The organism is Amycolatopsis pigmentata, assembly GCF_042684065.1.
Taxonomy (GTDB): domain Bacteria; phylum Actinomycetota; class Actinomycetes; order Mycobacteriales; family Pseudonocardiaceae; genus Amycolatopsis_E; species Amycolatopsis_E pigmentata.
In genome coordinates, this window is sequence record NZ_JBHUKR010000024.1 from 102,033 (window position 1) to 128,271 (window position 26,239).

Below are 26,239 nucleotides of genomic sequence, written 5' to 3' on the forward strand. Positions count from 1 at the left end.
GACACCACCGTTCACGGATGACACAGTGTGCGTGCACGCCTTTGTGAGCGGCATTCCCGCGACCCACGAGTGTGAGCGGTCGAGTGCCTGAGAACCCGACCAGGCTGTGCGCGCTGGTACGAGAGAGGCGATCACACTGACCGCAAGTACATCCCCCAACAGAACAGAATCCGATCCTAGGGTGCTCGAGCACAGCGAGAGCGACCTGCCCGGAACCGGCACGTCACACCCCCTACAGCGGACGGCCGAAGTCACTCCGGGAAACCCCACCTTCGCCGAGTTCGGTGTGCGGCCGGAGATCATCCGGGCGCTGAACGGGGCCGGCATCGAGCACACCTTCGCGATCCAGGCGCTCACCCTGCCGCTGGCGCTGGCCGGCGAGGACCTGATCGGTCAGGCCCGCACCGGCATGGGCAAGACACTGGCCTTCGGTGTCCCGCTCCTGCAGCGGCTGACCACCCCGGGTGACGGCACGCCACAGGCCCTGATCGTGGTGCCGACCCGTGAACTCTGCCTCCAGGTCACCCACGATCTCACCGAAGCCGGCAAGCATCTCGGCGTGCGCACCCTGGCCATCTACGGTGGCCGTCCCTACGAGCAGCAGACCTCCGCCCTGCGTAAGGGTGTCGACGTGGTGATCGGCACGCCCGGCCGCCTGCTCGACCTGGCCGAGCAGCGGCAACTCGTCCTGGGCAAGGTCCGGTCCCTGGTGCTCGACGAGGCCGACGAGATGCTCGACCTGGGCTTCCTGCCCGACATCGAACGCATCCTGCGGATGGTGCCCGACGAGCGGCAGACCATGTTGTTCTCCGCCACCATGCCCGGTCCGATCATCACCCTCGCCCGCACCTTCTTGAACCGGCCGACGCACATCCGGGCCGAAGAGAACGACGCGAGCGCGGTACACGAACGCACCAGGCAGTTCGTCTACCGGGCGCACTCGCTCGACAAGCCGGAGGTGATCGCCCGCATCCTGCAGGCGGAGAACCGCGGCCTCACCATGATCTTCACCCGCACCAAGCGCACCGCCCAGAAGATCGCCGACGATCTCGCCGAGCGCGGTTTCGCCGCCGCCGCGGTGCACGGCGACCTGGGGCAAGGGGCACGCGAGCAGGCGCTTCGGGCGTTCCGCTCCGGCAAGATCGACGTCCTGGTGGCCACCGATGTCGCTTCCCGTGGCATCGACGTCGACGACGTCACCCACGTCCTCAACTACCAGACGCCGGAGGACGAGCAGACCTACGTGCACCGCATCGGCCGCACCGGCCGGGCCGGGAAGACAGGCGTCGCCATCACGCTGGTCGACTGGGACGAGGAAGCGCGCTGGAAGTCCATCTCGGACGCGCTCGGCCTCGACATCGCCGAACCGGTCGAGACCTATTCGACCTCGAAGCATCTGTTCAGCGATCTCGGCATCCCGGCGGACGCCACCGGCAGGCTGCCGCTGGCCAAGCGCACGCGGGCCGGCTTGGCCGCCGAGCCGGAGGAGAAACTGGGCCGGCGCCGCCGTTCGGACTCACCCCCTCCCCGTACTCGCAAGCGCCGCCGCACCCGCGGTGGTGGCTCCAACGACAGCACCGCGGCGGAGCCCGCCACCGACACAGCCCGGAGCACCAGTGCTCCCCCCGCGGAACGCGAGAGCGCCGAAGGCGCCGAACGCCCTGCCCGTCGCCGCCGGCGCCGCCGCGTGGGCGCCCCGGACACCCCCGCGTCCAGCGACTAGGCAGCCCGTAAGGCAGGAAGGGGTGTTTACTACGGATAGTCCGTAGTAAACGCTCCTTCCTTCGGTAAGGACCGGCCGCGCGGGGCGCTGGAGGCTTCGGATTCGCACTTGAGGGCCATGAGGGAACGGAAGAGTCAGTGAGCGAGCCCGTGGAGGGGGGCCGGCATCGCGCGCCGGACGTGCCCGAGATCGGCACCGAGGACGTGCTGGCGGGCCCGGGGCCGAACACACCCAACCGGCACGACGCGCCGGTACCGCCCACAAGTTCACGCCGCGCGCGACGATCGCCGTGGTCCCGCCCGCGGGACCGGATCGTGGGCGTGCTGCTCCTGGTGATCGCGGTCGCCGCGGGCGTGCTCGTCTGGGCACGCGGTGAAAGCCGCGCGACGGTGTCGGAAACCGCGCCGCCCGGCCCGGCGCTGCCTGCCGCCCCGGACACCGTGCCCGGTTCGCTCACCGAACTCTGGCAGGCGCCCAGCGCGGCGACACCCGTACCGGTCGCGGAGGACACTTCGGTGGTCACCGCGTCCGGTGGCGAGGTGGCAGGCCGTGATCCGCTGACCGGAGCGGTGCGCTGGCGCTACTCGCGGGATCTGCCGCTGTGCACGATGAGCACGGCCTGGTCACGAGCGCTCGCCGTGTATCGCAAGGACGGTCTGAACAACGAAAGCGGATGCAGCGAAGTCGTCCTGCTCGACCCGGACACCGGGCATCGAGCGGCTCAGCGGACCGGCAGCGCCCAGTTGGGTACCCGCCTGGTCACCGACGGCTCGAACGTGACCGCGTTCGGCCCCACTCTCCTCAACACCTGGCGTGACGACCTGGTGGAAACCGAGGAATACGGCCGGGTTCCGGCGCTGGTCAATCCGGGCAAGCAACCGCGCACCGGATGCACCTACGGCTCGGTGGCCGCGGCATCGAGCCGCGTCGGGCTGATCGAGCGCTGCCCGGGCGAATCCGGCGACCGGCTCACCGTTCTGCGAGCCGTGCCGAAGGATTTCGACCAGCCGCAGGTCGTGTTCAGCGCGCTTCTTCCGGGATACTCCGCCAAACTCGTCGCGATGTCGGGCGACTTCGCCGCCGTCGCGATGCCGGATCAGCACCTGCTGGAGCTTTACGGTGCGCAGGGAGAACAGGCGTCGGCCTACCCGCTGGATCTGCCGGCTTCGGACCTCGCGCATGACCCGCCCGGCGGCGTGACGGACACCTCGACCGCCCTTTCCAACGTGTACTGGTTCACCGGCACCAAACTCATCGCGCTGTCGAGGGAGACTCTCATTCCACAGTGGACACTCGCGTCCACCCTCGGCCCGGGCGTGGTGTACGACCACCAGCTCGTGGTGCCCATCCAGGGTGGCCTGGCCGTGCTCAACGAACACGACGGCACCACGATCCGCACCATCGGCGTGGACCGCCACGGTTATGCCGGTCCGGTCCGACTGGCCTCGCTCGGCCCGGTCCTGCTCGAGCAGCGCGGCGGCACCGTGGTCGCGCTCCGATGACACCCCTTATGCGCGGTTGTCAAGGTGACCACAGCGTCAAACTCCCGCGAGAACACCGATGATCTTTTCGCAACTGACGCCGCACTCCGCGGAGCGAATCGACCTACCCGGTCCCTACAGCCGGATCGCCGCGCTCCGCACCACGGCTGCCGGCAAGGCGACGGTGCTCCTGGTACCCGGTTACACAGGCTCAAAGGAAGACTTCGCGCCACTGCTCGACGGCATCGCGGACGCCGGGCTTCGCGCCGTAGCCGTAGACCTGCCCGGCCAGTTCGAGTCGCCCGGACCGCCCGACGAATCCGTCTACCTCCCGGCCGCGCTCGGCGCGGTGGTCGTGGAGCTGGTGGAACTCCTTGCGGTGGAAGGGAATCCCGTGCTCCTGCTGGGGCATTCCTTCGGTGGCCTGGTGGCGCGGGCCGCGGTCCTGGCGGGCGCCGAGGTCAGGGGACTCACGCTGCTGGGAAGCGGGCCGGGTGCCCTGCCCGAGGGGAGCCGGCGCAAGGCGCTCGACCTCGGCGAACCCTTACTGCGCGAACAGGGGCTCACCGCCGCGTACGCGGTACGCGAGCGTGTCACCGCCCGGTCGTCCGCGCTTTCGGCCGAACTGAACGACTTCCACCGCCAGCGGTTCACCTCGTCGAGTCCCTTCGCCCTGCTCGGGATGGCCGAAGGCCTGCGCCGCGAACCCGACCGAGTGGACGCACTGGCCGAACGTCTGAGCGGTCGAACGCCCGCCCTGGTCGTGGCAGGCGAGTGGGACGACGCCTGGAGCGTGCCGTCCCAACGCGACATGGCGGCCCGGCTGGGCGCGCCGTTCGCCCTCGTCGGCGGCGCCGGCCATTCCCCGAACACGGAGAACCCCGCCGGCCTCCTCGATGTCCTGCTACCGACGTGGCTCTCGTGGCTCGATAGGGAGCAAGGTGGCTTTACTACGGAATAGCGGCGCCCGATAGCCGTCGCCGGCTGCGGCCGGGCAAACCCTTCCTGTTCCGCGAAAAACGGGCGGCTACGGCCACCACCAGAAGAAGACCAGCACGACGACCACGCTCACGACGACACCCGTTCCTGCCGCCGCGGCCACCCGGCCGCCGCGGCGATCGGCCTGCCGCTGGAGTGCCAAAGCGAGGATCGCGGCCAGCGGGTGCGCACACAGTGGGGCCACTCCCGGGCCTGGCGCACCGACCGCCGCCGAAACCAGCCCGGCACCGAGCACGACGACGGCGAGCGCCACCAGCCCCACGGCAAGAGAGCCGGTGAAACCACGCCAACGCCGCCCGAACTTTGTGCGTTCCGGTCCGGTCCGCGTCGGGCGGGTCTCCACGTCCTCGTCGGTCACGGCGCCAGCAACTCCCATGATCTCGTGGGCGGCGCGGCCTGCTGACCCTCGGCGCAGCTGGGACGGAAGTCACACCACCCGCACCGCGCGGACGGGCGAGCGGGGAAGAGAGCCTGCGGGTCGCCGTTCGCCGCCAGATTGTCCGTGGCCGCGCGGAGATCCTCGGCGGTCTCCCCGGCGCGGGCCAAGTGCCTGCGCAGACTCGCCTCGGTGTGCTCGGCGGCCGCGATCGTTCCGGTCGGCAGGTGGTGCAGTTCGACGCGATGGCACGGGCGCCGCAACGTGCGTTCGGCGGCGACCGCGTAGATCGCCAGCGCCTGCGAAGCGCGCGCCTCGTACTCGTCGGGCGCGCGGCGGCCGGTCTTGTAGTCGACGATCGCCAGTTCGGGACCCCGTTCGTCGATGCGGTCCGCCCGTCCTTCGATGATCAGTGACGCCGGCGTCCCCGGCTCGGCGCTGACCGGCGCGGAGACCCAGCGCTCCAAACCGATCGGAGTGGCCGAGACGTCGTTGTGTTCGACGTAGTCGGCGATCCAGGCCTGCGCTCGTTCGCGGTAGACGGCCGCCTGCCGCGCGTCGGCGAACCCGGCGTCGTTCCACTGCTCGGACACCAGCGCGGCCGCACGTGCCGGTGTCCGCTTCGCGGCAGGAAGGTCGAAGAGCGCGCGCAGGGCGTTGTGCACCACAGCACCGAGCGTGCTGTGCGCCCAGGGACCGGTGCGCGTGGGCGTCGGCCTGTCCAGATAGGCCATCCGGTAACGACGCGGGCAGTCGTCGAAGGTGGCGAGCCGCGCGGGACTCACCTTCGTGAGCCGGCGCGGCTGCACCTCGAACTCGAACCCCAGTTGCTCCACAGCCACCACCGTACGCACCACCACCGACACTCACCGCTCCGGTAGGGCAGCAAGGAATGTTTACTACGGACTATCCGTAGTAAACGCTCCTTCCTCCAGTTCAACGGAGGACGCCCAGCGTGCGGCTGGGGCGGGGCATCACTCCTTGACGTACCTCGGGTAGGTGTGTTTGGCCTTCCTGGCCAGGTCCAAGTCGATCTCGACGGTGGCGAAGGGTTCCTTCTCGTCGGTGACGGCGAGCACGACTCCGTCGGGGCTGATCACCCAGCCGGCTCCGCCATGCTCGATGCCGGAGCCGGAGGGCACCCAGTGGTTGGACGAAACACAATATGCCCCGGCGCACACAGCGGCTGTTCGTCCGGCCGCCAGCCACTGGTCCAGCGTCTGCCAGGGCGTCGCTCGCGGAACGCACAACAATTCGACCCCGCTGCGGGCGTAGTGCCGGGCCCATTCGAGGAACCAGAGTTCACTGCACAGCAGCACACCGGTGCGGGCAGGACCGACGCGGCAGGAGTCGAAACGCCGCTCGCCCCGGTCGTACCAGGTGGCTTCCCAGTAACCCTCGTCGTCAGGGAGGTAGTACTTCTCGCGGACACCCACCGCTCCGGTCGTCGCCGACCATACGAACGCCTCGTTTCGCCGGCGCGGAGTCGGTCGTGATGCCACCACCGTGGTCGCGCCTAGACCGGCCAACCCTGCGATGGACTCGTCGTGCTCGATGACGCTGCGCCGCCAGCGCGCCGGGTCGCAGACCGGTGCGGCCGCCAGCCACTGCGAGAACGGCATCTCGGGGAGGACGACCACATCGGACCGGGTACGAGCGACGTGATCGGTCAATGCCGCGATGCCCGCCGGCCGGTGGTCGTCTCGGGAGTCCAACTGGCAGACGGTGACGTCCATGGTTTCGCTCATGCGCCCAGCTTCGGACTACCGCGCCCCTCCGAGGAATGTCCGATCGGACGTATAGTCCTCAGAACCGGACATCGACGAGCGGGGGGCGATGACGACCCACCGCGTGGGTGCGCTGGTCTTCGACGGCATGACATTGCTCGACGTGGCCGGGCCCGTCCAGGTCTTCACCGAAGCCGACCAGGGGCGGCGCCGCTATGAGATCTCGATGGTCGGAGCGGGCGGCGAGGACGTCCGCACCTCCAGCGGCGTACGGCTGGCGGTAGACGAAATCGCCGGCGGCCACGGGTACGACACCCTGCTGGTCCCCGGTACCGACGGCCCGCCCGTCGCCGATCCGGTACTGGTGGCGACGGTGCGGCGGCTCGCACGCGTGTCCGGCCGGGTGGCCTCGATCTGCACCGGAAGCTTTCTCCTGGCCGAAGCCGGTCTCCTCGACAATCGCGCCGCCACGACGCACTGGCGCTACGCCGACCTGCTTCGCCGCGGCTACCCGGCCGTCACTGTCGAGCCCGATGCCATCTTCGTCCGCGCCGGTACCGTTTTCACCTCCGCTGGGGTGACCGCCGGCATCGACCTCGCGCTCGCGCTGGTCGAGGACGACCACGGCCCGCAGCTCGCCCGCGATGTCGCCCGCTCGCTGGTGGTGTTCATGCAACGCCCCGGCGGACAATCGCAGTTCTCGACGCGCCTGGCCCTTCCGGCCGTGCGGACCGGCCCCCTTCGTACCGTCCTGGATGCCGTGACAGGCGACCCGGCAGCCGAGCACACCGTGGACTCGCTGGCCCGTCGGGCGGGCGTGTCGACCCGGCACCTGGCGCGCCTGTTCCGCCAGGAGCTGGGACTTCCGCCGAGTCGCTTCGTCGAAATGACCCGGATAGAGCTCGCGCAGCGGTTACTCGTGACCGGTGTGGCGGTGACCTCCGCCGCTCAGGCAAGCGGTTTCGGGAGCGACGAGACGTTGCGGCGAGCGTTCCTGCGGCACGTCGGGCTCACCCCCGCCGCCTACCGGGCACGCTTTTCCACGACGCGCTGAGCCACTCGTCATGGAAGGGTTGGCCGCGAAGAACTCCGCGCCCAGAGGTCAGCCGCCCGCGATGAAGCCGCGCACGGAACTGGCGACGAGTTCCACGGCGATCGCGGCGAGAAGCAGACCGGCGATCTTGGCCACCAGCGTGATACCGCTTTCCTTGATCAAGCGGATGACCAGGCCCGAGTAGCGCATGAACAGATAGATCACCACATGCACGGCGACGATGGCCAGGCCGAGCGCCACGTACGCACCGAGCCGCCCGGACGCCCCGCGCACGAACACGATGGTCGCGGCGATCGCCCCGGGACCGGCCAGCAGCGGCGTGCCGAGCGGGACCAGCGCGACGTTGACGTCCTCCACCACCTCCGGCTGGCTGCCGCTGCGTCCGGTGAGCAGGTCGAGCGCCACAAGCAACAACAGCAGACCGCCCGCACCCTGCAAGGCGGGGATCCCGATGCCCAGGTAGGCCAGGATGGCCTGCCCCGCGACCGCGAAGACCGAGATCACCACCAGCGAGACGAGCACGGCCTGCCGTGCCGCGCGAGCTCTCGCCGCGGGGGGCTTGCGGCCGACGAGACTGAGGAAAACCGGGACCGTACCCGGCGGATCCATGATCACGAACAGGGTGATCGCGGCCTCGAGGAACAGGTTGACGTCGAAGATGTTCCGTAAGGTCAAGCGATCATCCCGTCACCAGCGGACATCCGGTCGCCTTCGCCACCAGTTCGTCGAAGGCCTCCGGATCGGTGGTCTCGGCGCCGATCCGGATCGTCTTGTTGCTGCCGTGGTAGTCGCTCGAACCGGTCTGTACCAGGCCCAGTTCCCGGGCGAGTCCGCGCAGCTCGGCGCGGGTGGCCTCGTCGTGGTTCGGATGATCGACCTCGAGGCCGGTGAGTCCGCGCGCGGCCAGCTCCGCGATGGTGTCGGCGGAGACGATTCGTCCACGGCTGCGGGCGAAGGGATGCGCGAACACGGTCACCCCGCCCGCCACCGTGATCATGTCGATGGCGGATTCGACGGGCGTGTCCTGGCGCGGCAGGTAGTAGCCGCGGCCGTTGCCGAGGTAGCCCGCGAAAGCTTCGTCCACAGTGGACACAAGACCCGCGCGGACCAGGGCCTGCGCCAGGTGTGGACGGCCCGCGGGAGAGTCCGGGGGGAGCACGCCGAGCACCTCGTCGGGGTCGATCGGCAAGCCGTCGTCCGCCATCCGGGCCGCCATCGCGTGCAACCGTTCACGGCGTTCCCGCCGGAGCCGCCGCTGCTCGGCCACGATCGCGGGCGAGGCCGGGTCGAACAGGTAGGCCAGCAGGTGGACGCTGACGGGACGACCGGCGTCGAAGGTGCTCACGCAGGACAGTTCGGCGCCCCGTACCAGGGTCAGACCGCGCGGCAGGGTGTCGGCCGCGGCGGCCCAGCCCGCGGTGGTGTCGTGATCGGTCATCGCCAGCACGTCGAGACCGGCGCCGGCGGCGACAGCCATGAGCTCGGCCGGGGTGTCGGTGCCATCCGAGACCGTCGAATGGGCGTGCAGGTCGATACGCATCGCACCCATTCTCGCCGAGAGACCCCGGCGAGGCCCCACTCAGGTGGTCCTCACCTCACCAAAGAGTGGTCAACCGACCATTCGCTTGCCCTGCGCCCGCCGTTGAGCCTTGATCATCGAGAACCGCTCGGCCTGCTTGGCCTTGTCACCGAAGACCAGCTCGGAGATGGTGTCGTAGAACTCCTCGGGCCGGGGCAGGAAGTCGATCTGGTTGAGCGCCTGGATCTGGCCCGCCGACTCGACGACCACCGTGCCGTAACCGAAGATCCGGCCCCAGGCGGTGCGCTTGTAGGTCAGGTCGGTGACCTTGCTGATCGGCATCATGGCCACCTTCGTGGTGAAGACGCCGCTGGTCAGCACGAACCGCTTGTCGGTGACCACCAGCCGTTCGACCCACCACTCGATCACCTTGTAGGCGTAGTACAGGACGACGAGAAGCGCGGCGTACCACAGCACGTTCTGCAGCACCCACGCCGAGGCGGGCAGCAGGTAGGAGACCATGACGCAGATCGCCAGCAGGGCGACGGCCTCGAAGGTGTCCCACGCCAGCACCGTCCAGTGCCTGCGGACCCGGATGACCCTCCGCTCCGTGTCGAGCAGGTACTCGTCCGGATCACGAGGCGCGAACATAGCCATGGGATCAGCCGATCAGGCGAATACGTTACTGACGAAGGTGATCACGGCCTCGGCCGAGCTGCGAAGGAAGTCGACGATGTTCCCGACCAGGTGTGCGGCGTTCCCCGGGTGGGCGATCACGAAGAACAAGACCAACGCGATAGCCACGAGTCCGGCGATTTTCTTCGTGTTCACTGCGATCAATCCCGTCTGTTGCTGCGGCATCGGTCTAGCAAGTGCGCCACTAACGTTGTACCGCACCGAGGTCCATTGCGGGAGGAAAGTCCCGCGCTTGGGCCAGTGCCCGCACGTGAGCATACCGTATGGCTACTCTGCGTGTCCCCCTCCCGCGCCGCTTGCTGGGCTAATCTTGACCAATGGGGCCCGGCGATCACCAACTGGTGCGGTGCGTGGGGGGAATCACGTTCGATCGCGCCGGCCGGCTGCTCGTGATTCGCCGTGCGCGAGACCCCGGGCGAGGGTTGTGGTCGCTGCCCGGCGGCCGGGTCGAGCGCGGCGAGACCGACCATGAGGCCGTGATCCGGGAAATGCGGGAGGAAACGGGCTTGCGGGTGGTCCCGACCATCCTCGCCGGCCGGGTGATCCGCGGCCCGTACGAGATCTACGACTATCTGTGCGAGGTCGGCGGCGGGACCCTGCGGGCCGGCGACGATGCCGGCGACGCGCGCTGGGTCGACGCGGGCGAGTTCGCGCGGCTCGAGATCACCGAAGGCCTCGCCGAGGCGCTCGGCGAGTGGGGCCACCTGCCCCGGGCGTAGTCACCCCTGGATCCGGCTCTCCCGCCCGGCCCAGTCCCGCTCACGGAGCTGGAACTTCTGGATCTTCCCGGTCGAGGTCTTGGGCAACGCGCTGACGAACTCCACCCGATCGGGCACCTTGTACCGCGCGATCCGGCTCCGGACGTGGTCCAGCAACGTGTCCTTCTCGACCGGTTCGCGGAGCACGACGTAGGCCTTGGGGCGCTCGCCCCATTTGTCGTCGGGCACGCCGACCACGGCGACCTCCAGCACCGCCGGGTGCGAGTCGATCGCCGCCTCCACCTCGATGGTCGAGATGTTCTCCCCACCCGAGACGATGATGTCCTTCGCCCGATCGCGGAGCTGGATGTAGCCGTCGGGGTGCATCACGCCGAGGTCGCCGGAATGGAACCAGCCACCCCGGAAGGCACGAGCGGTCGCCTCGGGATCGGAGAAATAGCCGGACATCACGTTGTTGCCGCGCATGACGACCTCACCCATGGTGGCGCCGTCGGCGGGCACGTCGCGCATGTCCTCGTCCACGACGCGCACGCCATCGGTCACGACCATGCCGACGCCTTGGCGCGACATCAGCGCGCTGCGCTCGGCGATGTCCAGCTTCAGCCAGTCTTCCTGCTGCTCGCACACGCTGTAGGGCCCGTAGGTCTCGGTCAGGCCGTAGACGTGGACCAGCCGGGCACCGAGTTCGGACATCCGCCGGATCACGGTCGGGCTCGGCGGCGCGCCCGCGGTGGTCACCACCACTTCGCGCGGCAACGGGTGCGCGCCCTCGTGGTTGGCGATCGTGACCAGGACCGTCGGCGCGCCGTTGAGGTGCGTGACCCGCTCGGCCTCCAGCAGCCGCCAGATCTCGGCCGCGTCGACCGCGCGAAGGCACACGTGGGTGCCCCCGATCGCGGTGACCGCCCAGGTGGTGCACCAGCCGTTGCAGTGGAACATCGGCAGAGTCCACAAATACCGCGAATCGGGCGTGTGCCCGGAATGGATGATCTCGGCGAGCGAGTTCAGGTAGGCCCCGCGATGGTGGTACATCACACCCTTGGGCTTGCCGGTGGTGCCGGAGGTGTAGTTGATCGAGATGGTGGCCCGCTCGTCGTCCACCGTCCACGGGAGTTCCTCGTCGGCACCCCGCGCGAGGAGGTCGGCGTAGGTGATACCGCCGACCGCGGGATCGGGTTCGGCGCCGTCGATCACCGTGACGATCTCGGCCAGGTCCACCTCGGCCACCACCGGCGCTACGGAACCGTGCAGCGCCGCGTCCACGACGAGGACCTTCGCCCCGGAGTGTTCCAGGATGTAGCGGATCTCGGCGGGCGCGAGCCGGGTGTTGATCGCGACCAGGACCGCACCGGCCAGCGGAACCGCGAAATGCGCGACGAGCATTTCGGGGATGTTGGGCAGCAGGTAGGCGACCCGGTCGCCGGGCCGGACGCCGCACGCGCGCAGGGCGTGCGCCACTCTGGTGGTTTCGGCCGCGAACTCGCGATAGGTGACCCGGCGGTCGCCGTGGATGATCGCGTCCTTGTCCGGGAAGACCCGGGCCGAACGTTCCAGGAAGGCCAGCGGGGTGAGCGGCGTGAACCAGGTGTCGTCGTTGACGGCCATCTAGCCATCCTCACGCACCCGTGGCGACCTGTCGACATCGCCTGACGAAACGATCGTTCCGGCGCTCAGCGCGCCAGCCAGGTCATCCGATGCCCGTAGCGGGATGTGCGAGCAAGCGCGACGCCATCGGCCTTGCCGTCGTTCCACCGGACCAGGCCGAGCGTGCACGTACCGGTCCCACCCCAGAACGCCTCCTCGTCGCGGCCCGGGAGGACGTACGAAAGCGCCACTTCGTACGGCTCGTCGGAAACCCACCACAGGGGGCGGGTGCCGGCCAGTTTCGCCAGCTCGGAGACGAAGTCGCCGCGCCGTCCTTCGGGCACGTGCGCGAGAAGGCGGCAGGTGATCACCACTAACGGCAGCTCTTCGGGCACCCTCGCGGCGGCCGCGGCGAGGTCGTCGACCGCGTCCCCGGCGACGAGTTCCGGCGGATCCTTGCGCTGGGCCGCGGCCGCCGTGCGCAGCAGGCGAATGCGGTCGAGCTGGTCCGCCCACACGCATGCCTCCAGCCAGGCCAGCTCGTCTTCGTCCGAGACATCGATCGGCGCGGTGTCCAGGCCGACCCTCGCCCCCACGGAAATCTTCTTGGCCGGCTTCGGCGTCACCGCGCCCTCGCCGAGGTCCAGCGCGCAGTGCAGCCCGACCGGTGCCTTGGCAGGCCCGGCGACGAGTTGCTCGCCGCCGTCGCACTGGTAGCGATAACCGAACCGATCGAGGCCGAGCAGGAGGCCGGCGGCACAGCCGGCTTCCAGCAACCCGATCTTCCCGCCCGCTTCCTTGGCCGCCTTCGCCACCGCGGGATACAGCCCGGCCGCCCGGCCGACCTCGTTGGTTTCGATCCGGTGCGACGCGATCAGCTCGCGCACTCGATCCGTTCGCTCCAGCAGGAAGTCGCGGAAGGTCGGCCAGGTGCCGGAGTCCACCCCGTCGAAGCCACCGAGTGACGGGTAGTAGCGCGACAGCGGGTGGACCGGATCGGCCTGGACGAGCCGGTGCGCGGCGGCCAGCAGCAGTGCCGGTTCGGCGGCGGGCGCCAGCAGCCCGGCCACCTCGTCGTCGTCGGCGGCCCGTTCGGCGAGATGCTCGTACAGCGGCGAGACGCCGGCGGCCTGCCCAGCGGCGAACGCGCGAAGGCCCCGCTTGATCTCGTCCAGAGTCACGGTTCGTCCCTCCCGGCTGGTCGCCACACCGCCCACGTCACTCGTGCGGCACCGGGCGGCCGGGTTGCTCACCACCACGGACATCGCCGTAGGAGCGCTTCGGCACCAGCACCTTCCTGCGGAAGACGCAGACTATCGTCCCGTCCTGTTTGTACCCCCTGGTCTCCACGGAGACCACGCCGCGGTCGTCCTTGGACTTCGACGGCGTCTTCTCCAGGACTTCCGTCTCACCGTAGATCGTGTCCCCGTGGAAGGTCGGTTTGACGTGGCGGAGCGACTCCACCTCGAGGTTGGCTATGGCCTTGCCCGAGACATCGGCCACCGACATGCCGAGCAGCAGCGAGTAGATGTAGTTGCCGACCACCACGTTCCGCCCGAAGTCGGTGGTCTCCCCCGCGTAGTGGGCATCGAGGTGCAGCGGATGGTGGTTCATGGTGAGCAGGCAGAACAGGTGGTCGTCGTATTCGGTGACCGTCTTGCCGGGCCAGTGCTTGTACACCGCGCCGACCTCGAACTCGTCGAAGTAACGCCCGAACTGCACGCCAGGAACCTCCCTGCGGGTAACGCCACACCGACCTCGGGCGACGTTATGGAATGTCGAGGAGTACCCTCGACCATCGGTGGTAACCCGTCAAACGGGAGTACTGGCAGGCCGGCCCAAGGAGGTGAGGAACGCACGATGAGTAGTGGTGATAGTCCGCTCCCCAGTCAAACCAGCGTTCTCACCGTGACGGCCTGCCCGATTCATCGCCGGTAGGACACCTTCGGGAGCGCTGGTCGCCGGGCGGACGAAAAACCGCTCGGCCGTCGTAGCACGTACTACGTCAGCCAGGAGATCCCATGCCCGCGATTCCTTCCCTCGGCGGCCTCCGGGGCCGGGGCAACGGCCGCGCCCGTGTCGCGCCGACGCTCTCGGTACCCGTTTCCGACTACATCGTGGACTGTGCCGTCTATGTCGACGGCAAACGCCTGCCCGGACACTGGACGCACGCCGACGCGATCAAGGAGGTGCGGCGGCGGCGCGAGGGATTCGTGTGGATCGGGCTGCACGAGCCCGCCCACGAACAGATCCAGGGCATCGCCGAGGCCTACGGACTGCACGAACTGGCCGTCGAGGACGCGGTGCAGGCGCATCAGCGGCCGAAGCTCGAACGCTACGACGACACGTTGTTCATGGTGCTCAAGACGCTTCGCTACGTGGAGCACGAGTCGCCCACCACGGCCAACGAGATCGTGGAGACCGGCGAACTCATGACGTTCCTCGGCCTCGACTTCATCATCACGGTCCGGCACGGCGCGCACTCCGGCCTCGCGACCTTGCGCGGCGAACTCGACGAGGACCCGGAACAGCTCAGGATCGGCCCCGCCGCCGTGCTGCACGCCATCACCGACCACGTCGTCGACCACTACCTCGAGGTGACCAGCTCGGTCGAGGACGACATCGAGGAGATGGAGACACGGGTCTTCGCGCCCCGCACTCAGGTCAGCGCCGAGCAGATCTACCTGATGAAACGCGAGGTCCTCGAACTGCGCCGGGCGGTGATGCCGCTGGCCACCCCGGTACGGCGGCTGGCCGAGGGCTTCACCCGGCTCGTCCCCGACGAGGTGCGCTCGTACTTCCGTGACGTCGACGACCACCTCACCACCGTTTCCGAACGGGTCGCCGCCTTCGACGAGTTGCTGACCACACTGGTCGACGCCACCGTGGCCAAGATCTCCCTGCAACAGAACACCGACATGCGCAAGATCACCGCCTGGGCGGCGATGATCACCGTGCCGACGATGATCGCCGGCATCTACGGCATGAACTTCGACTACATGCCCGAGCTCCACTGGAAGTTCGGCTATCCCGTGGTCCTGGTCGTCATCCTCGGGATCTGCCTGCTCCTTTACCGAATATTCAGGAAGAACCGCTGGCTGTAGTCCTTCCTGATCGGCGCCAAAGGAGTCTTCCCATGTCCCGTCTGCTGACCAACCTCAAGTTCTGGGCGCTGACCCTGTCGGTGGTCTGGATCGCCGTCGTGGCCATCGTCATCGCCGACCACCCCGAACTGGCCGCCAAGTAGCGCCGCTGCTCGTTCGTGAGGAAGGTGGCTTTACTACGGATGAACCGTAGTAAAGCCACCTTCCTCCAAAACCCAGCCCTCCGGTCAGGCGTCGTAGGTGAGGTTCTTGCCGTTGGAGGGGTCGAACAGCTGGACCTTGGCCGGGTCGAACCAGATGTCGATCGGGGCGCTCTCGGCCACGCCGGAGGCGGCGGAAAGCCGCGCGACGATCTGCGCGCCACCGCCGCCGGGCACGTCGTCCGAACCACTGTCGGCCGCGAGTTCCGCCAGATCCGACGAAGTCACGCCGCCGCCTTCGAGGGTGAAGTGGGCGTACTTCTCCGCCCCCATCGATTCCAGCACGTCGACGTGCGCGGTGAAGGTCACGCCGGACTGCCTGGCGTGCTCCTCGACGAGCGCGGCGTCCTCGAAATGCTCGGGACGAACGCCGGCGATGACCTCTCGCGGCGCGTTCGAGGCCTCGGCCGACCTCCGAAGGCGGTCCGGTAGCGCGAACGACCCGAGCGCGCTCTTGAGCTGCCCCACCTCCAGGGTCGCCGACACGAAGTTCATCGAAGGCGATCCGATGAACCCCGCGACGAACAGGTTCGCCGGATGCTCGTAGAGGAACTGCGGGCTGCCGATCTGCTGCACGTACCCGGCCCGAAGCACCACCACCCGGTCGCCCAGGGTCATCGCCTCGGTCTGGTCGTGCGTGACATACAGCGTGGTCGTGCCGAGCTGTTTCTGCAGCTTCGACACCGAGGTGCGCATCTGACCGCGCAGTTTGGCATCCAAATTGGACAGTGGCTCGTCCATCAGGAACGCCTTGGGACTGCGCACGATGGCACGCCCCATCGCCACCCGCTGCCGCTGCCCGCCGGAAAGGTTCGCCGGCTTGCGGTCGAGGTGCTGGGTCAGGTCGAGCACGCGCGCGGCCTCTTCGACCTTCTGACGCACGGTGGCCTCGTCCACTTTGGCCAGCCGGAGCGGGAAGGCCATGTTCTCCCGCACGCTCATGTGCGGGTACAGCGCGTAGGACTGGAACACCATCGCGATGTCGCGATCCTTGGGCGCCCGCTCGTTCATCCGCTGGCCGTCGATGCGCAGCTCGCCCGACGAGATGTCCTCGAGGCCCGCGACCATGTTCAGCGTGGTCGACTTGCCGCAGCCGGAGGGCCCGACCAGGATGATGAACTCGCCGTCGGCGATCTGAATGTCCACTTCGGACACCGCAAGCGCGCCGTCGGGGTACCGCTTGCTCACCTTGTCCAGAATGATCTCAGCCATGCCCTTACCCCTTCACGGCACCGGAAGTCAGCCCCGCGACGATGCGACGCTGGAAGAACAACACGAACACGATGATCGGGATCGTGATCACCACCGCGGCCGCGGAGATGGTCCCGGTCGGATCTTCGAACTGGGAAGCCCCGGTGAAGAACGACAACGCGGCCGGCACCGTCCGTGAGGCGTTGGTCGACGTCAGCGAGATCGCGAAGAGGAAATCGTTCCAGCAGAAGATGAACACCAGGATCGCGGTGGTGAACACGCCCGGCGCGGCCAGCGGCGCGATCACCCGGCGAAACGCCTGAGCCGGGGTGGCGCCGTCCATCTTCGCCGCCTTTTCCAGCTCCCACGGGATTTCGCGGAAGAACGCCGACAGGGTGTAGATGGCCAGCGGCAGCGCGAAGGTGATGTAAGGCAGGATCAGCCCCGGCCAGGTGTCGAAGAGACCGAGCGAACGCTCGATGTTGAACAGCGGCGACACCAGCGACACCTGCGGGAACATCGCGATCAGCAGCGAGAGCCCGACCAGCAGCTGCTTGCCGGGGAAATCGAGCCGGGCGACGGCGTAGGCCGCCATCGTGCCGAGCACCACCGCGATCAGGGTCGCGATGATCGCGATCCCGAGCGAGTTGATCAGTGCCCGGACGAAGTCCGAGGTGGCGAAGATGTCGACGTAGTTCTGGAACGTCCACGCGCGCGGGATGAAGTTCCCGTCGTCGAGGGTGTCCTTGGTCTTGAACGACAACGACAGGATCCACAGCACGGGCACCAGCGCGTAGACCACCACCACGATGTCGATCAGCGTCCAGCGGGTCCTGCGGCCGGTGGTGACGGCTGTCCGCATGGCCATCAGCGCTTGCCCCCTTGCTTGCTCCCGGCGGCGCCGGGATCCGAGCCCGGCGCGGCGGTGCCGAACAGCTTGATGAAGACGAACGCGATGATCGCGACCGTGATGAAGATCAGCACCGACATCGTCGAACCGATGCCCAGGTTCAATCCCTTCAGCAGGTTGTTGTAAGTCTGCATGGACACCGACGACGTGTCGTTCGCGCCGCTGGTGAGCACGAAGATGTTGTCGAAGATGCGGAACGCGTCGAGCGTGCGGAACAGCAGCGCCACCAGGATCGCCGGCTTCATCACCGGCACCATCACCTTGACGAACCGCTGCCACGCGTTCGCACCGTCCATCGACGCCGCCTTGAGCAGGTCGTCCGGCACCAGCGCGAGGCCGGCCATCAGCAGCAACGCCATGAACGGCGTCGTCTTCCACACCTCGGCCAGCACGATGATCGCCAGCGAAGGCAGGTACTGGGTCAGCGGAGCGGCGTCCGGGCCGAGCGTGTTCGCCAGGTAGCCGGTGCCCGGCGTCCATGCGTAGTACCAGGAGAACGCGGCCACGACGGTCACGATCCCGTACGGGATCAGGGCGACCGTCCGCACCAGGCCCCGGCCCACGAGGGTGCGGTGCATGATCAGTGCGAGGACCATGCCCAGCACCAGTTCGATCACCACCGACACGACCGTGATCGCCATGGTGGTGCCGAACGCGGTCCACCAGTACGAGTTCGTCAGCACGGTCACGTAGTTGTCGAGACCGATGAACATCCGCTGGCTCGGGAACCGGAGATCGTAACGCTGCAACGACAGCCAGATCGAGTAGATGATCGGCCATCCGGTGACCGCGACCATCACGATCGCGGCCGGGGCGCACAACAGCAGGCCCAGCCGCCGCTCGGCCTTTTTCCCTTCACTCAGCGCGGGTTTGGCCTTCGACGGCCTCGCCGGCGTCACCGGCACCGTCGGTGTGGCCGGCACTTCGGACACCGCCTCGCTCACGGGATCACCCCTTTCGACTGCAGCGCATCGGAAAGCTTGTCGCGCAACTCGGCCGCCGTGGCCTGCGGGTCGATCTTCGACGGTGGTGAGAGCACTTTGGAGATCACCGTGGACAGGCTCTGGTACGCCGGCGTCAGCGGTCGGACCGCCGCGTTGCGCAGCGCGGTGAGGATCGTGTCCCGCATCGGATACGCGGTCGCCATGCTCGGATTGTTCTTGGCGTCGACCGGTTTGGCCGGGTCGAGTCCGGTGTCGTCGCCGTAGATCGACTCGATGGTCGGCGGCACGCCGTCCTTCAGCGCGGAGAACTTCTGATTCTCCTTGTCACGCAAGCACAACGCGGCTTCGAACGCCTCGGGCTTGTGCCGCGAGTACGTGCTGACGGCCAGGTCGTAACCGCCGATCGTGGTCTTCGCCGGCTCTCCCTCGCTCACCGCCGGATAGGTCGCCCACTTGAAATGCGGCAGGTCGGCCGCTTTCGACTTGGCATAGGAGGCGTAGACGAACGGCCAGTTGAGTTCGAAGGCGCCGTTGCCGCGCTGGAAGGCCTGGCGGACGTCGTCTTCCTTCGAGTTGGTCAGTGACGGGTCGGTGATACCGGTCGAGCTCACCTGCTTGAGGATTTCCAGCGCCTTGACCGCTCCCGCGTCCATCACCACGGATTTGCCGTCGTCGGACAGGATGTGGCCGCCCGCGGACTCGACGAGGGTGTTGTAGACCACCACCAGCCCCTCGTACTGAGTACCGGTGAACAGCACGGCACCGGGCTTGCCCGCCGCCTTGAGCTGGTGCGCTTCGGTCATCATCTGATCCCACGTCTTCGGGGGATCGGGAGTGAGCCGATCGTCGTACCAGAGCAGTTGCACGTTGGTGTTCTTGGTCGCCGCGTAGAGCTTTCCGTTCCACGTCGCGGTTTCCAGCGGGCCCGGCAGGACTCCGTCCTCGGCGGCCGCCTTGTTCGCGCCGGTCCATTCCTCGGCCCAGCCCGCCTCGGCGAACTCGGGCACCCACGTCACGTCGAGCCCCAGAATGTCGAGCCCGGCGTCACCGGCGGCGAGCCTGCGCACCATGGCCTGTCGTTGGTCGTCCGCGCCGCGTTGCAGCTTGTTGTAGACGATGTGGTAACGCCCCGCCGCTTTGGCGTTGCAGTTGTCCACGACGGTCTGGAAAGTGTCTTCCGGCGCATAGTAGATATTGATCGTGGTGCCGTTACCGGAACTGCACGCGGTGAGCAACCCCGCCGCGAGCATGCCGGCACCAAGCGCCGCCAGCGTCTTCTGCTTCCCCATCAGATCTCCTCCCCGACAGGCACGCCGATGAGGACCGCACGACGCCGTGCCTGTGAATCGGTGGGGGTACAACGTATGCCGGAGGGATCTTTGTTGGCAAGCAACCGTAACGATTCAGCCCGCTGACCCGGAGGGGCGCATGGCGAGTTTCGCCAGCAGATCCCGACCCTGTTCCGCGGTCCGTGGCTGGCACAGCACGTCGTAACGGCCCGCGACGAGTTGGCTCGCGGAGGAGAAGTCCCGGCGACCGCGGGTCGAGGCGTAACTGATCCCGGCGAAGACCAGGCCGAACAGCATGCCGGAGAGCAGGCCGACCAGAATGGGCTGGTAGGTGATGCTCGTGCCACCGCTGAAAAAGCTCAGCAGCAGGCCCACGAACAGACCGAACCAGGCGCCGGAAACGGCGCCGGTGCCGAGCACCTTGCCCCAGGAAAGCCTGCCGATCACCCGCTCGACGAGCATGAGATCGACGCCCACGATCGTCACGTCGGAGACGGCGAAGTCGTTGTCCGCGAGGTGTTCCACCGCGTGCTGCGCCTCGGCATAGGTGGCGTAGGAACCTATCGGCCACCCGCTCGGGGGCGTCGGTGTACGCGGCAGACCCTGGCTAGGACGTCCTGGGGAGGAAAACGAGCCGGTCACGGTCATCACCTGTGCTGTGTCTGCCAACGGGGTCCACTCATCCTGCCAATCCCCAGGAAACCACGCGAACCCGGCATCTGTCGGCAACGGATCGGCAACGCGGTGGCCACGGCAGGCCGTGGCCACCGCGTCACCCCTTCGAGCGGTACTCGCGCAGCACGCCCCGGCTGACGATCATCTTCTGGATCTCGCTGGTGCCCTCGCCGATCAGCAGGAACGGCGCCTCCCGCATGAGCCGCTCGATCTCGTACTCCTTCGAGTAGCCGTAGCCACCGTGGATACGGAACGCCTCCTGGGTGACCTCCACGCAGTATTCGGAGGCGAGCAGCTTCGCCATGCCGGCCGCGACATCGTTACGGGCGCCGGTGTCCTTCAACCGGGCGGCGTTGACCATCATCAGGTGCGCGGCCTCGACCTTGGTCGCCATTTCCGCCAGCTTGAACGCGATCGCCTGGTGCTCGGCGATCGGTTTGCCGAACGTCCTGCGCTGCTGCGCGTAGTCCACGGCGAGTTCGAACGCCCGGATCGCGATCCCGCACGCGCGTGCGGCCACGTTCACGCGACCCACCTCGATGCCGTCCATCATGAACGGGAATCCCTTGCCGACGGCCCCGCCGAGCACCTTGTCCGCGCCGATCCGGTATCCGCTGAACACCGCCTCGGTGGTGTCGACGCCCTTGTAGCCCATTTTCTCGATCCGCCCGGGAATCGTCAGCCCGGGCGCGACCTCGCCGAATCCTTCGGGTTTTTCCACCAGGAAAGCGGTGAGCCGCTCGTGCGGTTTCCCACCCGCGGACTCGTCTTCGTCGGTGCGGACCAGCAGCGCGATCAGATTCGACGTGGCGCCGTTGGTGAGCCACATCTTCGCGCCGTCGATGACGTAGTCGTCACCGTCCCGCCGGGCCCGGGCCTTGATGGCCGCGACATCGGATCCCAGATCCGGCTCGGACATCGAGAAAGCGCCACGCACGATTCCCTGCGCCATTTTGGGCAGGAAATACTCCTTCTGCTCCGGCGTGCCGTGCCGGGAAATCATGTGCGCCACGATGAAATGTGTGTTGATCACACCGGAAACGCTCATCCAGCCGCGCGCGATCTCCTCCACCACGAGCGCGTAGCTGAGCAGCGATTCGCCGAGCCCGCCGTAGGCCTCCGGGATGGTGAGCCCGAACAGCCCCATCTCCTTCATCCCCTCGACGATGTCGGCGGGGTAGGTGTCGGAGTGCTCCAGCTCCCGCGCGTGCGGGATGATCTCCTTGTCCACGAACGAGCGCACCGTGGACAGGATTTCGGACTGCACCTCGGTGAGACCGGCGGTCTGGGCGAGACGGGCCATGCACGACTCCTGTGTTCTTGCGGGGCCACCGACCCGCGAGAACACAGGACGGCGGTCGTTACCGACGAGTATGACTGTTGGTCCGTAGCGGTGCCATGACGGCGCTCACCCGTTTTCCCCGGACACCCGGGGCAACGGCGTGGCCTTCGGCTGCACGTGTTCTTCCTCGGCCACCGTGGGTTTCTCCCCTTCACGGCCCGCACGGTCGAGGAACCTCAGCAGTTCCACCGGGAACGGCAGCACGAGCGTGGAGTTCTTTTCCGCGGCGACCTGGACAACCGTCTCGAGCAGGCGTAACTGCAACGCCGCCGGCGTGCCCGACATCGCGGCGGCCGCCTGGGACAGCTTGGCCGAAGCCTGCAGTTCACCGTCCGCCGAAATCACCCTCGCGCGACGCTCCCGCTCCGCCTCGGCCTGCCGTGACATCGAGCGTTTCATCGCCTCGGGCAGCGCCACGTCCTTGATCTCCACCCGGTCGATGTGCACGCCCCAGTCCAGCGCGGGACTGTCGATCATCAACTCCAGCCCCTGGTTGAGCCGTTCACGGTTGGACAGCAGGTCGTCGAGGTCGCTCTTGCCGATGATCGAACGCAGCGAAGTCTGCGCGACCTGCCCCACCGCGAACCGGTAGTCCTGCACGTTGACGGCCGCGACCACCGGATCGATGACCTTGAAGTAGACCACCGCGTCGACCCGGACCGTCACGTTGTCGCGGGTGATGCCCTCCTGGGCAGGCACCGGCATGGTGACGATCTGCATGTTGACCTTCTGCAGACGGTCGGCCATCGGCACCAGCACGACCAGCCCCGGTCCCCTGAGCCTCCGGTGGACCTGGCCGAACCGGAACACCAGGCCGCGTTCGAACTGTTTGATCACACGGACACTCGCGGCGAGCCCCACCACGCCCACGGCGGCGACCGCGGAAACGACTTCCACCACCATGACTTGCTCCTGGTTGTTCGTTTCCCCAGGTCAGATGCTACGCCCGTGACGGGGCGGACGTCCGGTACCGCCGAGCGCCCCTCCCGGGACGGCGACCGATGGCGGTGCCGCGCCCGCGCCCGGCTGTGGCTTGGCCGACTCCTGCCAGCACCAGGGCAGCGACTTCATTAGCCTCTAGCCATGGCTCCCGTGAACAGGGTTTTTGCCGCACAACTGGCCGGATTGCCGGTTTTCGGCCCGGACGGTGAATCGATCGGCAAGGTCCGGGACGTGGTAGCCGGCCTCCGGCTCGACCAGCAGCCGCCGAGGGTGCTCGGACTGGTCGTCGAACTGGCCACCCGGCGGCGGGTCTTCGTGCCCATGTTGCGGATCACCTCGATCGAGCCCAACGCGGTCACCCTGGCCACCGGCTCGGTCAACATGCGCCAGTTCCACCAGCGGCCCAACGAAGTGCTGGTGCTGGGCCAGCTCACCGACGCGCACGCGAGCCTGACCGACACCGGGACCCGGCTCACCGTGCTCGACGCCGCGATGGAGCCCACCCGGACGCGCGACTGGGTGCTGGCGAAGGTGGCGGTCCGGGAACGCGGCGCCCGGCTGGGCCTGGGCAGGCGGCGATCGTCACTCCAGGTACTGCCGTGGCAGGACATCTCCGGCCTGGGGCTCACCGACCTCTCCGGCCAGCCTCAGGGCGCGGGACAGCTGCTCATGCTGTTCGACACCATGCGCGCGGTCGACATCGCCGCGACGGTCCGCGACCTCCCGGTGAAGCGCCGCCACGAGGTCGCCGACTCGATGGACGACGAGCGGCTGGCCGACGTGCTGGAAGAACTGCCCGAGGACGACCAGAAGGAGTTGCTGGCCCACCTGTCCGAGGAACGGGCCGCGGACATCCTCGAAGCGATGAACCCCGACGACGCGGCCGACCTGCTCGCCGAACTGGCGCCCGCCGACAAGAACCGGCTGCTGGATCTCATGGAGCCGGAGGAGTCCGAACCGCTCAAACGGCTCCTCGCCTACTCCCGCGACACCGCGGGCGGCCTGATGACCCCCGAACCGGTCGTGCTCACCCCGGACGCCACGGTGGCCGAGGCACTCGCGCACATCCGGAACCCCGATCTCCCCGCCGCTCTGGGGACCATGGTGTTCGTCTGCCGGCCACCCACCGAGACGCCCACCGGCCGGTACGTGGGCTGCGTGCACTTCCAGCGCCTGCTCCGGGAACCACCCGCCGAACTGGTCGCCAGCGCGGTCGACAGCGACCTGCCCGCGCTGCGCCCCACGGCACCCTTGGCCGAGGTCACCCGCTACTTCGCCGCCTACAACCTGGCCTGCGGCCCGGTGGTGGACGCGCAGGACCATCTCGTCGGCGCCGTCACCGTCGACGACGTGCTCGACCACCTGCTGCCGGAAGACTGGAGGGAGACCGGTCTCCACGATGTGAGAAACGAAGAGACGAGTAGGACAAGCTGACACCGACCACGGTCGGCGAGGTCACCTCGGCTGCCGTGGCGGACGCGCCCAGACGCGAAGGACGAGGAGGTGGAACATGCCCGAACTGCTCGCCAAGCGGCGGCTCGACCAGCCCAGGGCGTCGGCCCGCAGAGTGATCTCGATCGACCCGGACGCCTTCGGCAGGCTGTCCGAACGGCTCGCCCGTTTCCTCGGCACCGGCAAGTATCTGTTCTGGCAGACCCTGACGGTGATCGTGTGGGTCGGACTCAATCTGGGTGCCGTGGCGCTGCGCTGGGACCCTTACCCGTTCATCCTGCTCAACCTCGCGTTCTCCACCCAGGCCGCGTATGCGGCGCCGTTGATCCTCCTCGCCCAGAACCGGCAGGACGATCGCGACCGCGTGGCGCTCGAGGAGGACCGCAGCCGGGCCGCGCAGACCAAGGCGGACACCGAGTACCTGGCACGAGAGCTGGCGGCGCTCCGCCTGGCGATCGGCGAGGTCGCGACCCGCGACTACCTGCGCGGCGAGCTGGACAAACTTCGCGAGGATCTCAACGCCAAACCGCGCAAGGTCAAGACCGGTCCGTAGCATGGAGGGATGACCAGCACGCACCAGGTTCCCAGCGTCGATGACGTCCGTGAAGCGCTGAAGAACGTCCATGACCCGGAGATCAAGCGGCCGATCACCGATCTGGGCATGGTCAAGGACGTCGTGGTGGGCGAGGACGGCGTCGTCACCGTCGGGGTGTACCTGACCGTCGCGGGATGCCCCTTGAAGGAGACCATCACCCGGGACACCACCGCCGCCGTCGGCAAGCTCGACGGCGTGACCGGGGTGCGGGTCGACCTCGACGTGATGAGTGATGAGCAGCGCACCGAGCTGCGGAAGTCGCTGCGGGGCGATGCCGAGGAGCCGGTGATCCCCTTCGCCCAGCCCGGTTCACTGACCCGCGTCTACTGCGTCGCGTCCGGCAAGGGTGGCGTGGGCAAGTCCAGTGTCACCGTGAACCTGGCGGCCGCGATGGCCGAGCGGGGCCTCTCGGTGGGCGTCGTGGACGCCGACATCTACGGGCATTCGGTGCCCCGGATGCTCGGTGCGCGCGAGAAGCCGACCAAGGTCGAGAAAATGATCATGCCGCCGCAGGCGCACGGGGTGAAGGTCATCTCGATCGGCATGTTCACCCCGGGCAACACCCCGGTGGTGTGGCGGGGCCCGATGCTGCACCGTGCGCTGCAGCAGTTCCTCGCCGACGTGTTCTGGGGCGATCTGGACGTCCTCCTGCTGGACCTTCCCCCGGGCACCGGGGACATCGCGATCTCGGTCGCCCAGCTGATTCCCAACGCGGAGATCCTCGTGGTCACCACACCGCAGCAGGCCGCCGCGGAGGTGGCCGAGCGCGCCGGTGCGATCGCGTTGCAGACCCGCCAGCGGCTCGCCGGTGTCATCGAGAACATGTCGTGGCTGGAGACGCCCGACGGCGGCCGGATGGAGATCTTCGGCTCCGGCGGCGGGCAGACGGTCGCGGAGTCGTTGTCCCGCTCCACCGGCTCGACGGTGCCCCTGCTCGGCCAGGTTCCGCTCGACCCGCGCCTGCGGGAAAACGGCGACGCCGGCACCCCGATCGTCCTCGCCGACCCCGCCGCGCCCGCCGCCGCCGTCCTGCGCGAGATCGCCACCAACCTCGGCACCCGCGCTCGCGGCCTGGCCGGCCGCATGCTCAACCTCACCCCCACCCGCAGCTAGCCCCGGACGTGCCGCCCGGTCGACCGGGCGGCACGTGGCTTGGTGAGGGGAAAACGGGTTGTTGCGGGTCGGAAGGCCCGTGGTCGGCCGGGCAGACGGTGCTCTCCGGCGGCAGCCTCTGCCCGATCAGGGAGAACGCTGAGGTCAGGTGGCGTCGGGGTCGACGGGGGGCTTCTCACCGGGCTTGAGGGGCTCCGGCTTGGCGGCCGGGAGAGGGTAGCCGTTCGGCTTGGTGCTGCCGCCGCTGGTGCCGTTGAGGCCCAGCGGGTCCGGGTCACCGTCGAACAGATGCCTGGTCACCGCTCGGCGCGGGTCGAAGTTGCGGATTTCGCGCAGGTCCTCCAAGGGCTTGCGGAGGTCGTCGAACTCCGGGCCCATTTCGTCCCGCAACTGGTCCCGCGCGCCGTTGGCGAACTCTCGCATCTTGCGAACGCTCTGCCCGAGCCATGAAGCCGCCTGGGGAAGCCTCTCGGGACCGAGGATGAACAGACCGGCGACGATGAGCACAAGGATCTCGCCCCAGCCGACGCTGTCGAACACCTGTCAACCTCCGTGCCCTCTCGAACCGCTCTCAGCGTACCCCCGATGAGTACCTCCACCAGCG

General features: G+C 68.2%; 27 protein-coding genes. 9 read left to right on the forward strand and 18 right to left on the reverse strand.

Translation table 11 applies throughout. The features are described from left to right. Positions 1–181 precede the first annotated feature (181 nt). From ACFSXZ_RS37265 to ACFSXZ_RS37275, 3 genes are all read left to right on the forward strand, one after another. Positions 182–1,723 (forward strand): DEAD/DEAH box helicase, encoded by a 1,542-nt coding sequence (locus ACFSXZ_RS37265; protein WP_378270864.1) that lies wholly within the window; start codon positions 182–184, stop codon positions 1,721–1,723. 137 nt (positions 1,724–1,860) lie between these two features. Beyond that, positions 1,861–3,225, forward strand: a complete 1,365-nt coding sequence (locus tag ACFSXZ_RS37270; protein ID WP_378270865.1) for an Rv3212 family protein — start codon at positions 1,861–1,863, stop codon at positions 3,223–3,225. 58 nt (positions 3,226–3,283) lie between these two features. Continuing rightward, positions 3,284–4,165 carry an alpha/beta fold hydrolase gene (locus tag ACFSXZ_RS37275; RefSeq protein ID WP_378270866.1) on the forward strand — a complete coding sequence of 294 codons (882 nt, stop codon included), beginning with the start codon at positions 3,284–3,286 and terminating at the stop codon, positions 4,163–4,165. Between the two features lie 66 nt (positions 4,166–4,231). On the opposite strand, the gene ACFSXZ_RS37280 is transcribed toward ACFSXZ_RS37275, so the two are convergent. The 3 genes from ACFSXZ_RS37280 to ACFSXZ_RS37290 form a co-directional block, all read right to left on the reverse strand. After that, positions 4,232–4,561 carry a hypothetical protein gene (locus tag ACFSXZ_RS37280; RefSeq protein WP_378270867.1) on the reverse strand — a complete coding sequence of 110 codons (330 nt, stop codon included), beginning with the start codon at positions 4,559–4,561 and terminating at the stop codon, positions 4,232–4,234. Continuing rightward, positions 4,558–5,415, reverse strand: a complete 858-nt coding sequence (locus tag ACFSXZ_RS37285; protein WP_378271058.1) for a RecB family exonuclease — start codon at positions 5,413–5,415, stop codon at positions 4,558–4,560. The genes ACFSXZ_RS37280 and ACFSXZ_RS37285 overlap by 4 nt, the downstream gene beginning before the upstream one ends. A gap of 138 nt (positions 5,416–5,553) precedes the next feature. Continuing rightward, entirely contained in the window at positions 5,554–6,327 is a 774-nt protein-coding gene (locus ACFSXZ_RS37290; protein WP_378270869.1) for a carbon-nitrogen hydrolase family protein, read from the reverse strand. 88 nt (positions 6,328–6,415) lie between these two features. Between ACFSXZ_RS37290 and ACFSXZ_RS37295 the strand changes: the two genes are divergently transcribed. Beyond that, positions 6,416–7,360 carry a GlxA family transcriptional regulator gene (locus tag ACFSXZ_RS37295; RefSeq protein WP_378270870.1) on the forward strand — a complete coding sequence of 315 codons (945 nt, stop codon included), beginning with the start codon at positions 6,416–6,418 and terminating at the stop codon, positions 7,358–7,360. 48 nt (positions 7,361–7,408) lie between these two features. Here the strand turns inward: ACFSXZ_RS37295 and ACFSXZ_RS37300 are convergent, their stop codons facing one another. From ACFSXZ_RS37300 to ACFSXZ_RS37315, 4 genes are all read right to left on the reverse strand, one after another. Beyond that, positions 7,409–8,035, reverse strand: coding sequence for a MarC family protein (locus tag ACFSXZ_RS37300; protein ID WP_378270872.1), 627 nt, complete (start codon positions 8,033–8,035; stop codon positions 7,409–7,411). A 4-nt stretch (positions 8,036–8,039) separates the two neighbouring features. After that, positions 8,040–8,900 (reverse strand): PHP domain-containing protein, encoded by an 861-nt coding sequence (locus ACFSXZ_RS37305; RefSeq protein ID WP_378270873.1) that lies wholly within the window; start codon positions 8,898–8,900, stop codon positions 8,040–8,042. A 69-nt stretch (positions 8,901–8,969) separates the two neighbouring features. Then, positions 8,970–9,530, reverse strand: a complete 561-nt coding sequence (locus tag ACFSXZ_RS37310; protein WP_378271059.1) for a PH domain-containing protein — start codon at positions 9,528–9,530, stop codon at positions 8,970–8,972. Positions 9,531–9,548: 18 nt separating this feature from the next. Further along, positions 9,549–9,740, reverse strand: coding sequence for a hypothetical protein (locus ACFSXZ_RS37315; RefSeq protein WP_378271081.1), 192 nt, complete (start codon positions 9,738–9,740; stop codon positions 9,549–9,551). Between the two features lie 152 nt (positions 9,741–9,892). Between ACFSXZ_RS37315 and ACFSXZ_RS37320 the strand changes: the two genes are divergently transcribed. Then, positions 9,893–10,294 (forward strand): NUDIX hydrolase, encoded by a 402-nt coding sequence (locus tag ACFSXZ_RS37320; RefSeq protein WP_378270875.1) that lies wholly within the window; start codon positions 9,893–9,895, stop codon positions 10,292–10,294. On the opposite strand, the gene ACFSXZ_RS37325 is transcribed toward ACFSXZ_RS37320, so the two are convergent. From ACFSXZ_RS37325 to ACFSXZ_RS37335, 3 genes are all read right to left on the reverse strand, one after another. Continuing rightward, the gene (locus tag ACFSXZ_RS37325; RefSeq protein WP_378270876.1) at positions 10,295–11,899 is read right to left on the reverse strand and encodes an acyl--CoA ligase family protein; all 1,605 of its coding nucleotides are present in this window, start codon (positions 11,897–11,899) and stop codon (positions 10,295–10,297) included. 65 nt (positions 11,900–11,964) lie between these two features. Next, positions 11,965–13,059, reverse strand: a complete 1,095-nt coding sequence (locus ACFSXZ_RS37330; protein WP_378270877.1) for a DUF2332 domain-containing protein — start codon at positions 13,057–13,059, stop codon at positions 11,965–11,967. 37 nt (positions 13,060–13,096) lie between these two features. Next, positions 13,097–13,600: a MaoC family dehydratase gene (locus tag ACFSXZ_RS37335; RefSeq protein WP_378270878.1), complete on the reverse strand. Its 504-nt coding sequence runs from the start codon at positions 13,598–13,600 to the stop codon at positions 13,097–13,099. A gap of 299 nt (positions 13,601–13,899) precedes the next feature. Between ACFSXZ_RS37335 and corA the strand changes: the two genes are divergently transcribed. Next, on the forward strand, positions 13,900–14,982 hold the full coding sequence (gene corA / locus ACFSXZ_RS37340) for a magnesium/cobalt transporter CorA (RefSeq protein ID WP_378270880.1): 1,083 nt from the start codon (positions 13,900–13,902) through the stop codon (positions 14,980–14,982). Positions 14,983–15,209: 227 nt separating this feature from the next. Here corA and ACFSXZ_RS37345 read toward each other — a convergent pair whose 3' ends face one another. The 7 genes from ACFSXZ_RS37345 to ACFSXZ_RS37375 all read right to left on the reverse strand — a co-directional run bounded on the left by ACFSXZ_RS37345 (position 15,210) and on the right by ACFSXZ_RS37375 (position 22,436). After that, on the reverse strand, positions 15,210–16,394 hold the full coding sequence (locus ACFSXZ_RS37345; RefSeq protein WP_378270882.1) for an ABC transporter ATP-binding protein: 1,185 nt from the start codon (positions 16,392–16,394) through the stop codon (positions 15,210–15,212). 4 nt (positions 16,395–16,398) lie between these two features. Next, positions 16,399–17,241 carry a carbohydrate ABC transporter permease gene (locus tag ACFSXZ_RS37350; RefSeq protein WP_378270884.1) on the reverse strand — a complete coding sequence of 281 codons (843 nt, stop codon included), beginning with the start codon at positions 17,239–17,241 and terminating at the stop codon, positions 16,399–16,401. Continuing rightward, positions 17,241–18,215, reverse strand: a complete 975-nt coding sequence (locus ACFSXZ_RS37355; protein ID WP_378271060.1) for a carbohydrate ABC transporter permease — start codon at positions 18,213–18,215, stop codon at positions 17,241–17,243. The genes ACFSXZ_RS37350 and ACFSXZ_RS37355 overlap by 1 nt, the downstream gene beginning before the upstream one ends. 8 nt (positions 18,216–18,223) lie before the next feature. Continuing rightward, positions 18,224–19,516 (reverse strand): ABC transporter substrate-binding protein, encoded by a 1,293-nt coding sequence (locus ACFSXZ_RS37360; protein ID WP_378270886.1) that lies wholly within the window; start codon positions 19,514–19,516, stop codon positions 18,224–18,226. Between the two features lie 114 nt (positions 19,517–19,630). Then, positions 19,631–20,164, reverse strand: coding sequence for a general stress protein (locus tag ACFSXZ_RS37365; RefSeq protein ID WP_378271062.1), 534 nt, complete (start codon positions 20,162–20,164; stop codon positions 19,631–19,633). Positions 20,165–20,288: 124 nt separating this feature from the next. Next, on the reverse strand, positions 20,289–21,494 hold the full coding sequence (locus ACFSXZ_RS37370; RefSeq protein ID WP_378270887.1) for an acyl-CoA dehydrogenase family protein: 1,206 nt from the start codon (positions 21,492–21,494) through the stop codon (positions 20,289–20,291). Between the two features lie 105 nt (positions 21,495–21,599). Then, complete coding sequence (locus ACFSXZ_RS37375; RefSeq protein ID WP_378270888.1) at positions 21,600–22,436, reverse strand: slipin family protein; 837 nt, start codon at positions 22,434–22,436, stop codon at positions 21,600–21,602. Between the two features lie 180 nt (positions 22,437–22,616). Between ACFSXZ_RS37375 and ACFSXZ_RS37380 the strand changes: the two genes are divergently transcribed. The 3 genes from ACFSXZ_RS37380 (at position 22,617) to ACFSXZ_RS37390 (ending at position 25,635) form a co-directional block, all read left to right on the forward strand. Then, entirely contained in the window at positions 22,617–23,909 is a 1,293-nt protein-coding gene (locus tag ACFSXZ_RS37380) for a magnesium transporter MgtE N-terminal domain-containing protein (protein ID WP_378270890.1), read from the forward strand. A gap of 76 nt (positions 23,910–23,985) precedes the next feature. Then, entirely contained in the window at positions 23,986–24,480 is a 495-nt protein-coding gene (locus ACFSXZ_RS37385) for a DUF1003 domain-containing protein (protein WP_378270891.1), read from the forward strand. A 9-nt stretch (positions 24,481–24,489) separates the two neighbouring features. Next, positions 24,490–25,635 carry an Mrp/NBP35 family ATP-binding protein gene (locus ACFSXZ_RS37390; RefSeq protein ID WP_378270893.1) on the forward strand — a complete coding sequence of 382 codons (1,146 nt, stop codon included), beginning with the start codon at positions 24,490–24,492 and terminating at the stop codon, positions 25,633–25,635. Between the two features lie 144 nt (positions 25,636–25,779). Here the strand turns inward: ACFSXZ_RS37390 and tatB are convergent, their stop codons facing one another. Beyond that, positions 25,780–26,175: a Sec-independent protein translocase protein TatB gene (gene tatB, locus ACFSXZ_RS37395; protein ID WP_378270894.1), complete on the reverse strand. Its 396-nt coding sequence runs from the start codon at positions 26,173–26,175 to the stop codon at positions 25,780–25,782. Positions 26,176–26,239: the final 64 nt, after the last annotated feature.

Bases quoted from the DNA above. Each gene is read 5' to 3' on its own strand.
- ACFSXZ_RS37275 (WP_378270866.1), top strand. From the start codon at position 3,284: ATGATCTTTTCGCAACTGACGCCGCACTCCGCGGAGCGAATCGACCTA.
- ACFSXZ_RS37290 (WP_378270869.1), bottom strand. From the start codon at position 6,327: ATGAGCGAAACCATGGACGTCACCGTCTGCCAGTTGGACTCCCGAGAC.
- ACFSXZ_RS37295 (WP_378270870.1), top strand. From the start codon at position 6,416: ATGACGACCCACCGCGTGGGTGCGCTGGTCTTCGACGGCATGACATTG.
- ACFSXZ_RS37305 (WP_378270873.1), bottom strand. From the start codon at position 8,900: ATGCGTATCGACCTGCACGCCCATTCGACGGTCTCGGATGGCACCGAC.
- ACFSXZ_RS37310 (WP_378271059.1), bottom strand. From the start codon at position 9,530: ATGTTCGCGCCTCGTGATCCGGACGAGTACCTGCTCGACACGGAGCGG.
- ACFSXZ_RS37315 (WP_378271081.1), bottom strand. From the start codon at position 9,740: ATGCCGCAGCAACAGACGGGATTGATCGCAGTGAACACGAAGAAAATC.
- ACFSXZ_RS37320 (WP_378270875.1), top strand. From the start codon at position 9,893: ATGGGGCCCGGCGATCACCAACTGGTGCGGTGCGTGGGGGGAATCACG.
- ACFSXZ_RS37325 (WP_378270876.1), bottom strand. From the start codon at position 11,899: ATGGCCGTCAACGACGACACCTGGTTCACGCCGCTCACCCCGCTGGCC.
- corA (WP_378270880.1), top strand. From the start codon at position 13,900: ATGCCCGCGATTCCTTCCCTCGGCGGCCTCCGGGGCCGGGGCAACGGC.
- ACFSXZ_RS37345 (WP_378270882.1), bottom strand. From the start codon at position 16,394: ATGGCTGAGATCATTCTGGACAAGGTGAGCAAGCGGTACCCCGACGGC.
- ACFSXZ_RS37350 (WP_378270884.1), bottom strand. From the start codon at position 17,241: ATGGCCATGCGGACAGCCGTCACCACCGGCCGCAGGACCCGCTGGACG.
- ACFSXZ_RS37360 (WP_378270886.1), bottom strand. From the start codon at position 19,516: ATGGGGAAGCAGAAGACGCTGGCGGCGCTTGGTGCCGGCATGCTCGCG.
- ACFSXZ_RS37365 (WP_378271062.1), bottom strand. From the start codon at position 20,164: ATGACCGTGACCGGCTCGTTTTCCTCCCCAGGACGTCCTAGCCAGGGT.
- ACFSXZ_RS37370 (WP_378270887.1), bottom strand. From the start codon at position 21,494: ATGGCCCGTCTCGCCCAGACCGCCGGTCTCACCGAGGTGCAGTCCGAA.
- ACFSXZ_RS37375 (WP_378270888.1), bottom strand. From the start codon at position 22,436: ATGGTGGTGGAAGTCGTTTCCGCGGTCGCCGCCGTGGGCGTGGTGGGG.
- ACFSXZ_RS37380 (WP_378270890.1), top strand. From the start codon at position 22,617: ATGGCTCCCGTGAACAGGGTTTTTGCCGCACAACTGGCCGGATTGCCG.
- ACFSXZ_RS37385 (WP_378270891.1), top strand. From the start codon at position 23,986: ATGCCCGAACTGCTCGCCAAGCGGCGGCTCGACCAGCCCAGGGCGTCG.
- ACFSXZ_RS37390 (WP_378270893.1), top strand. From the start codon at position 24,490: ATGACCAGCACGCACCAGGTTCCCAGCGTCGATGACGTCCGTGAAGCG.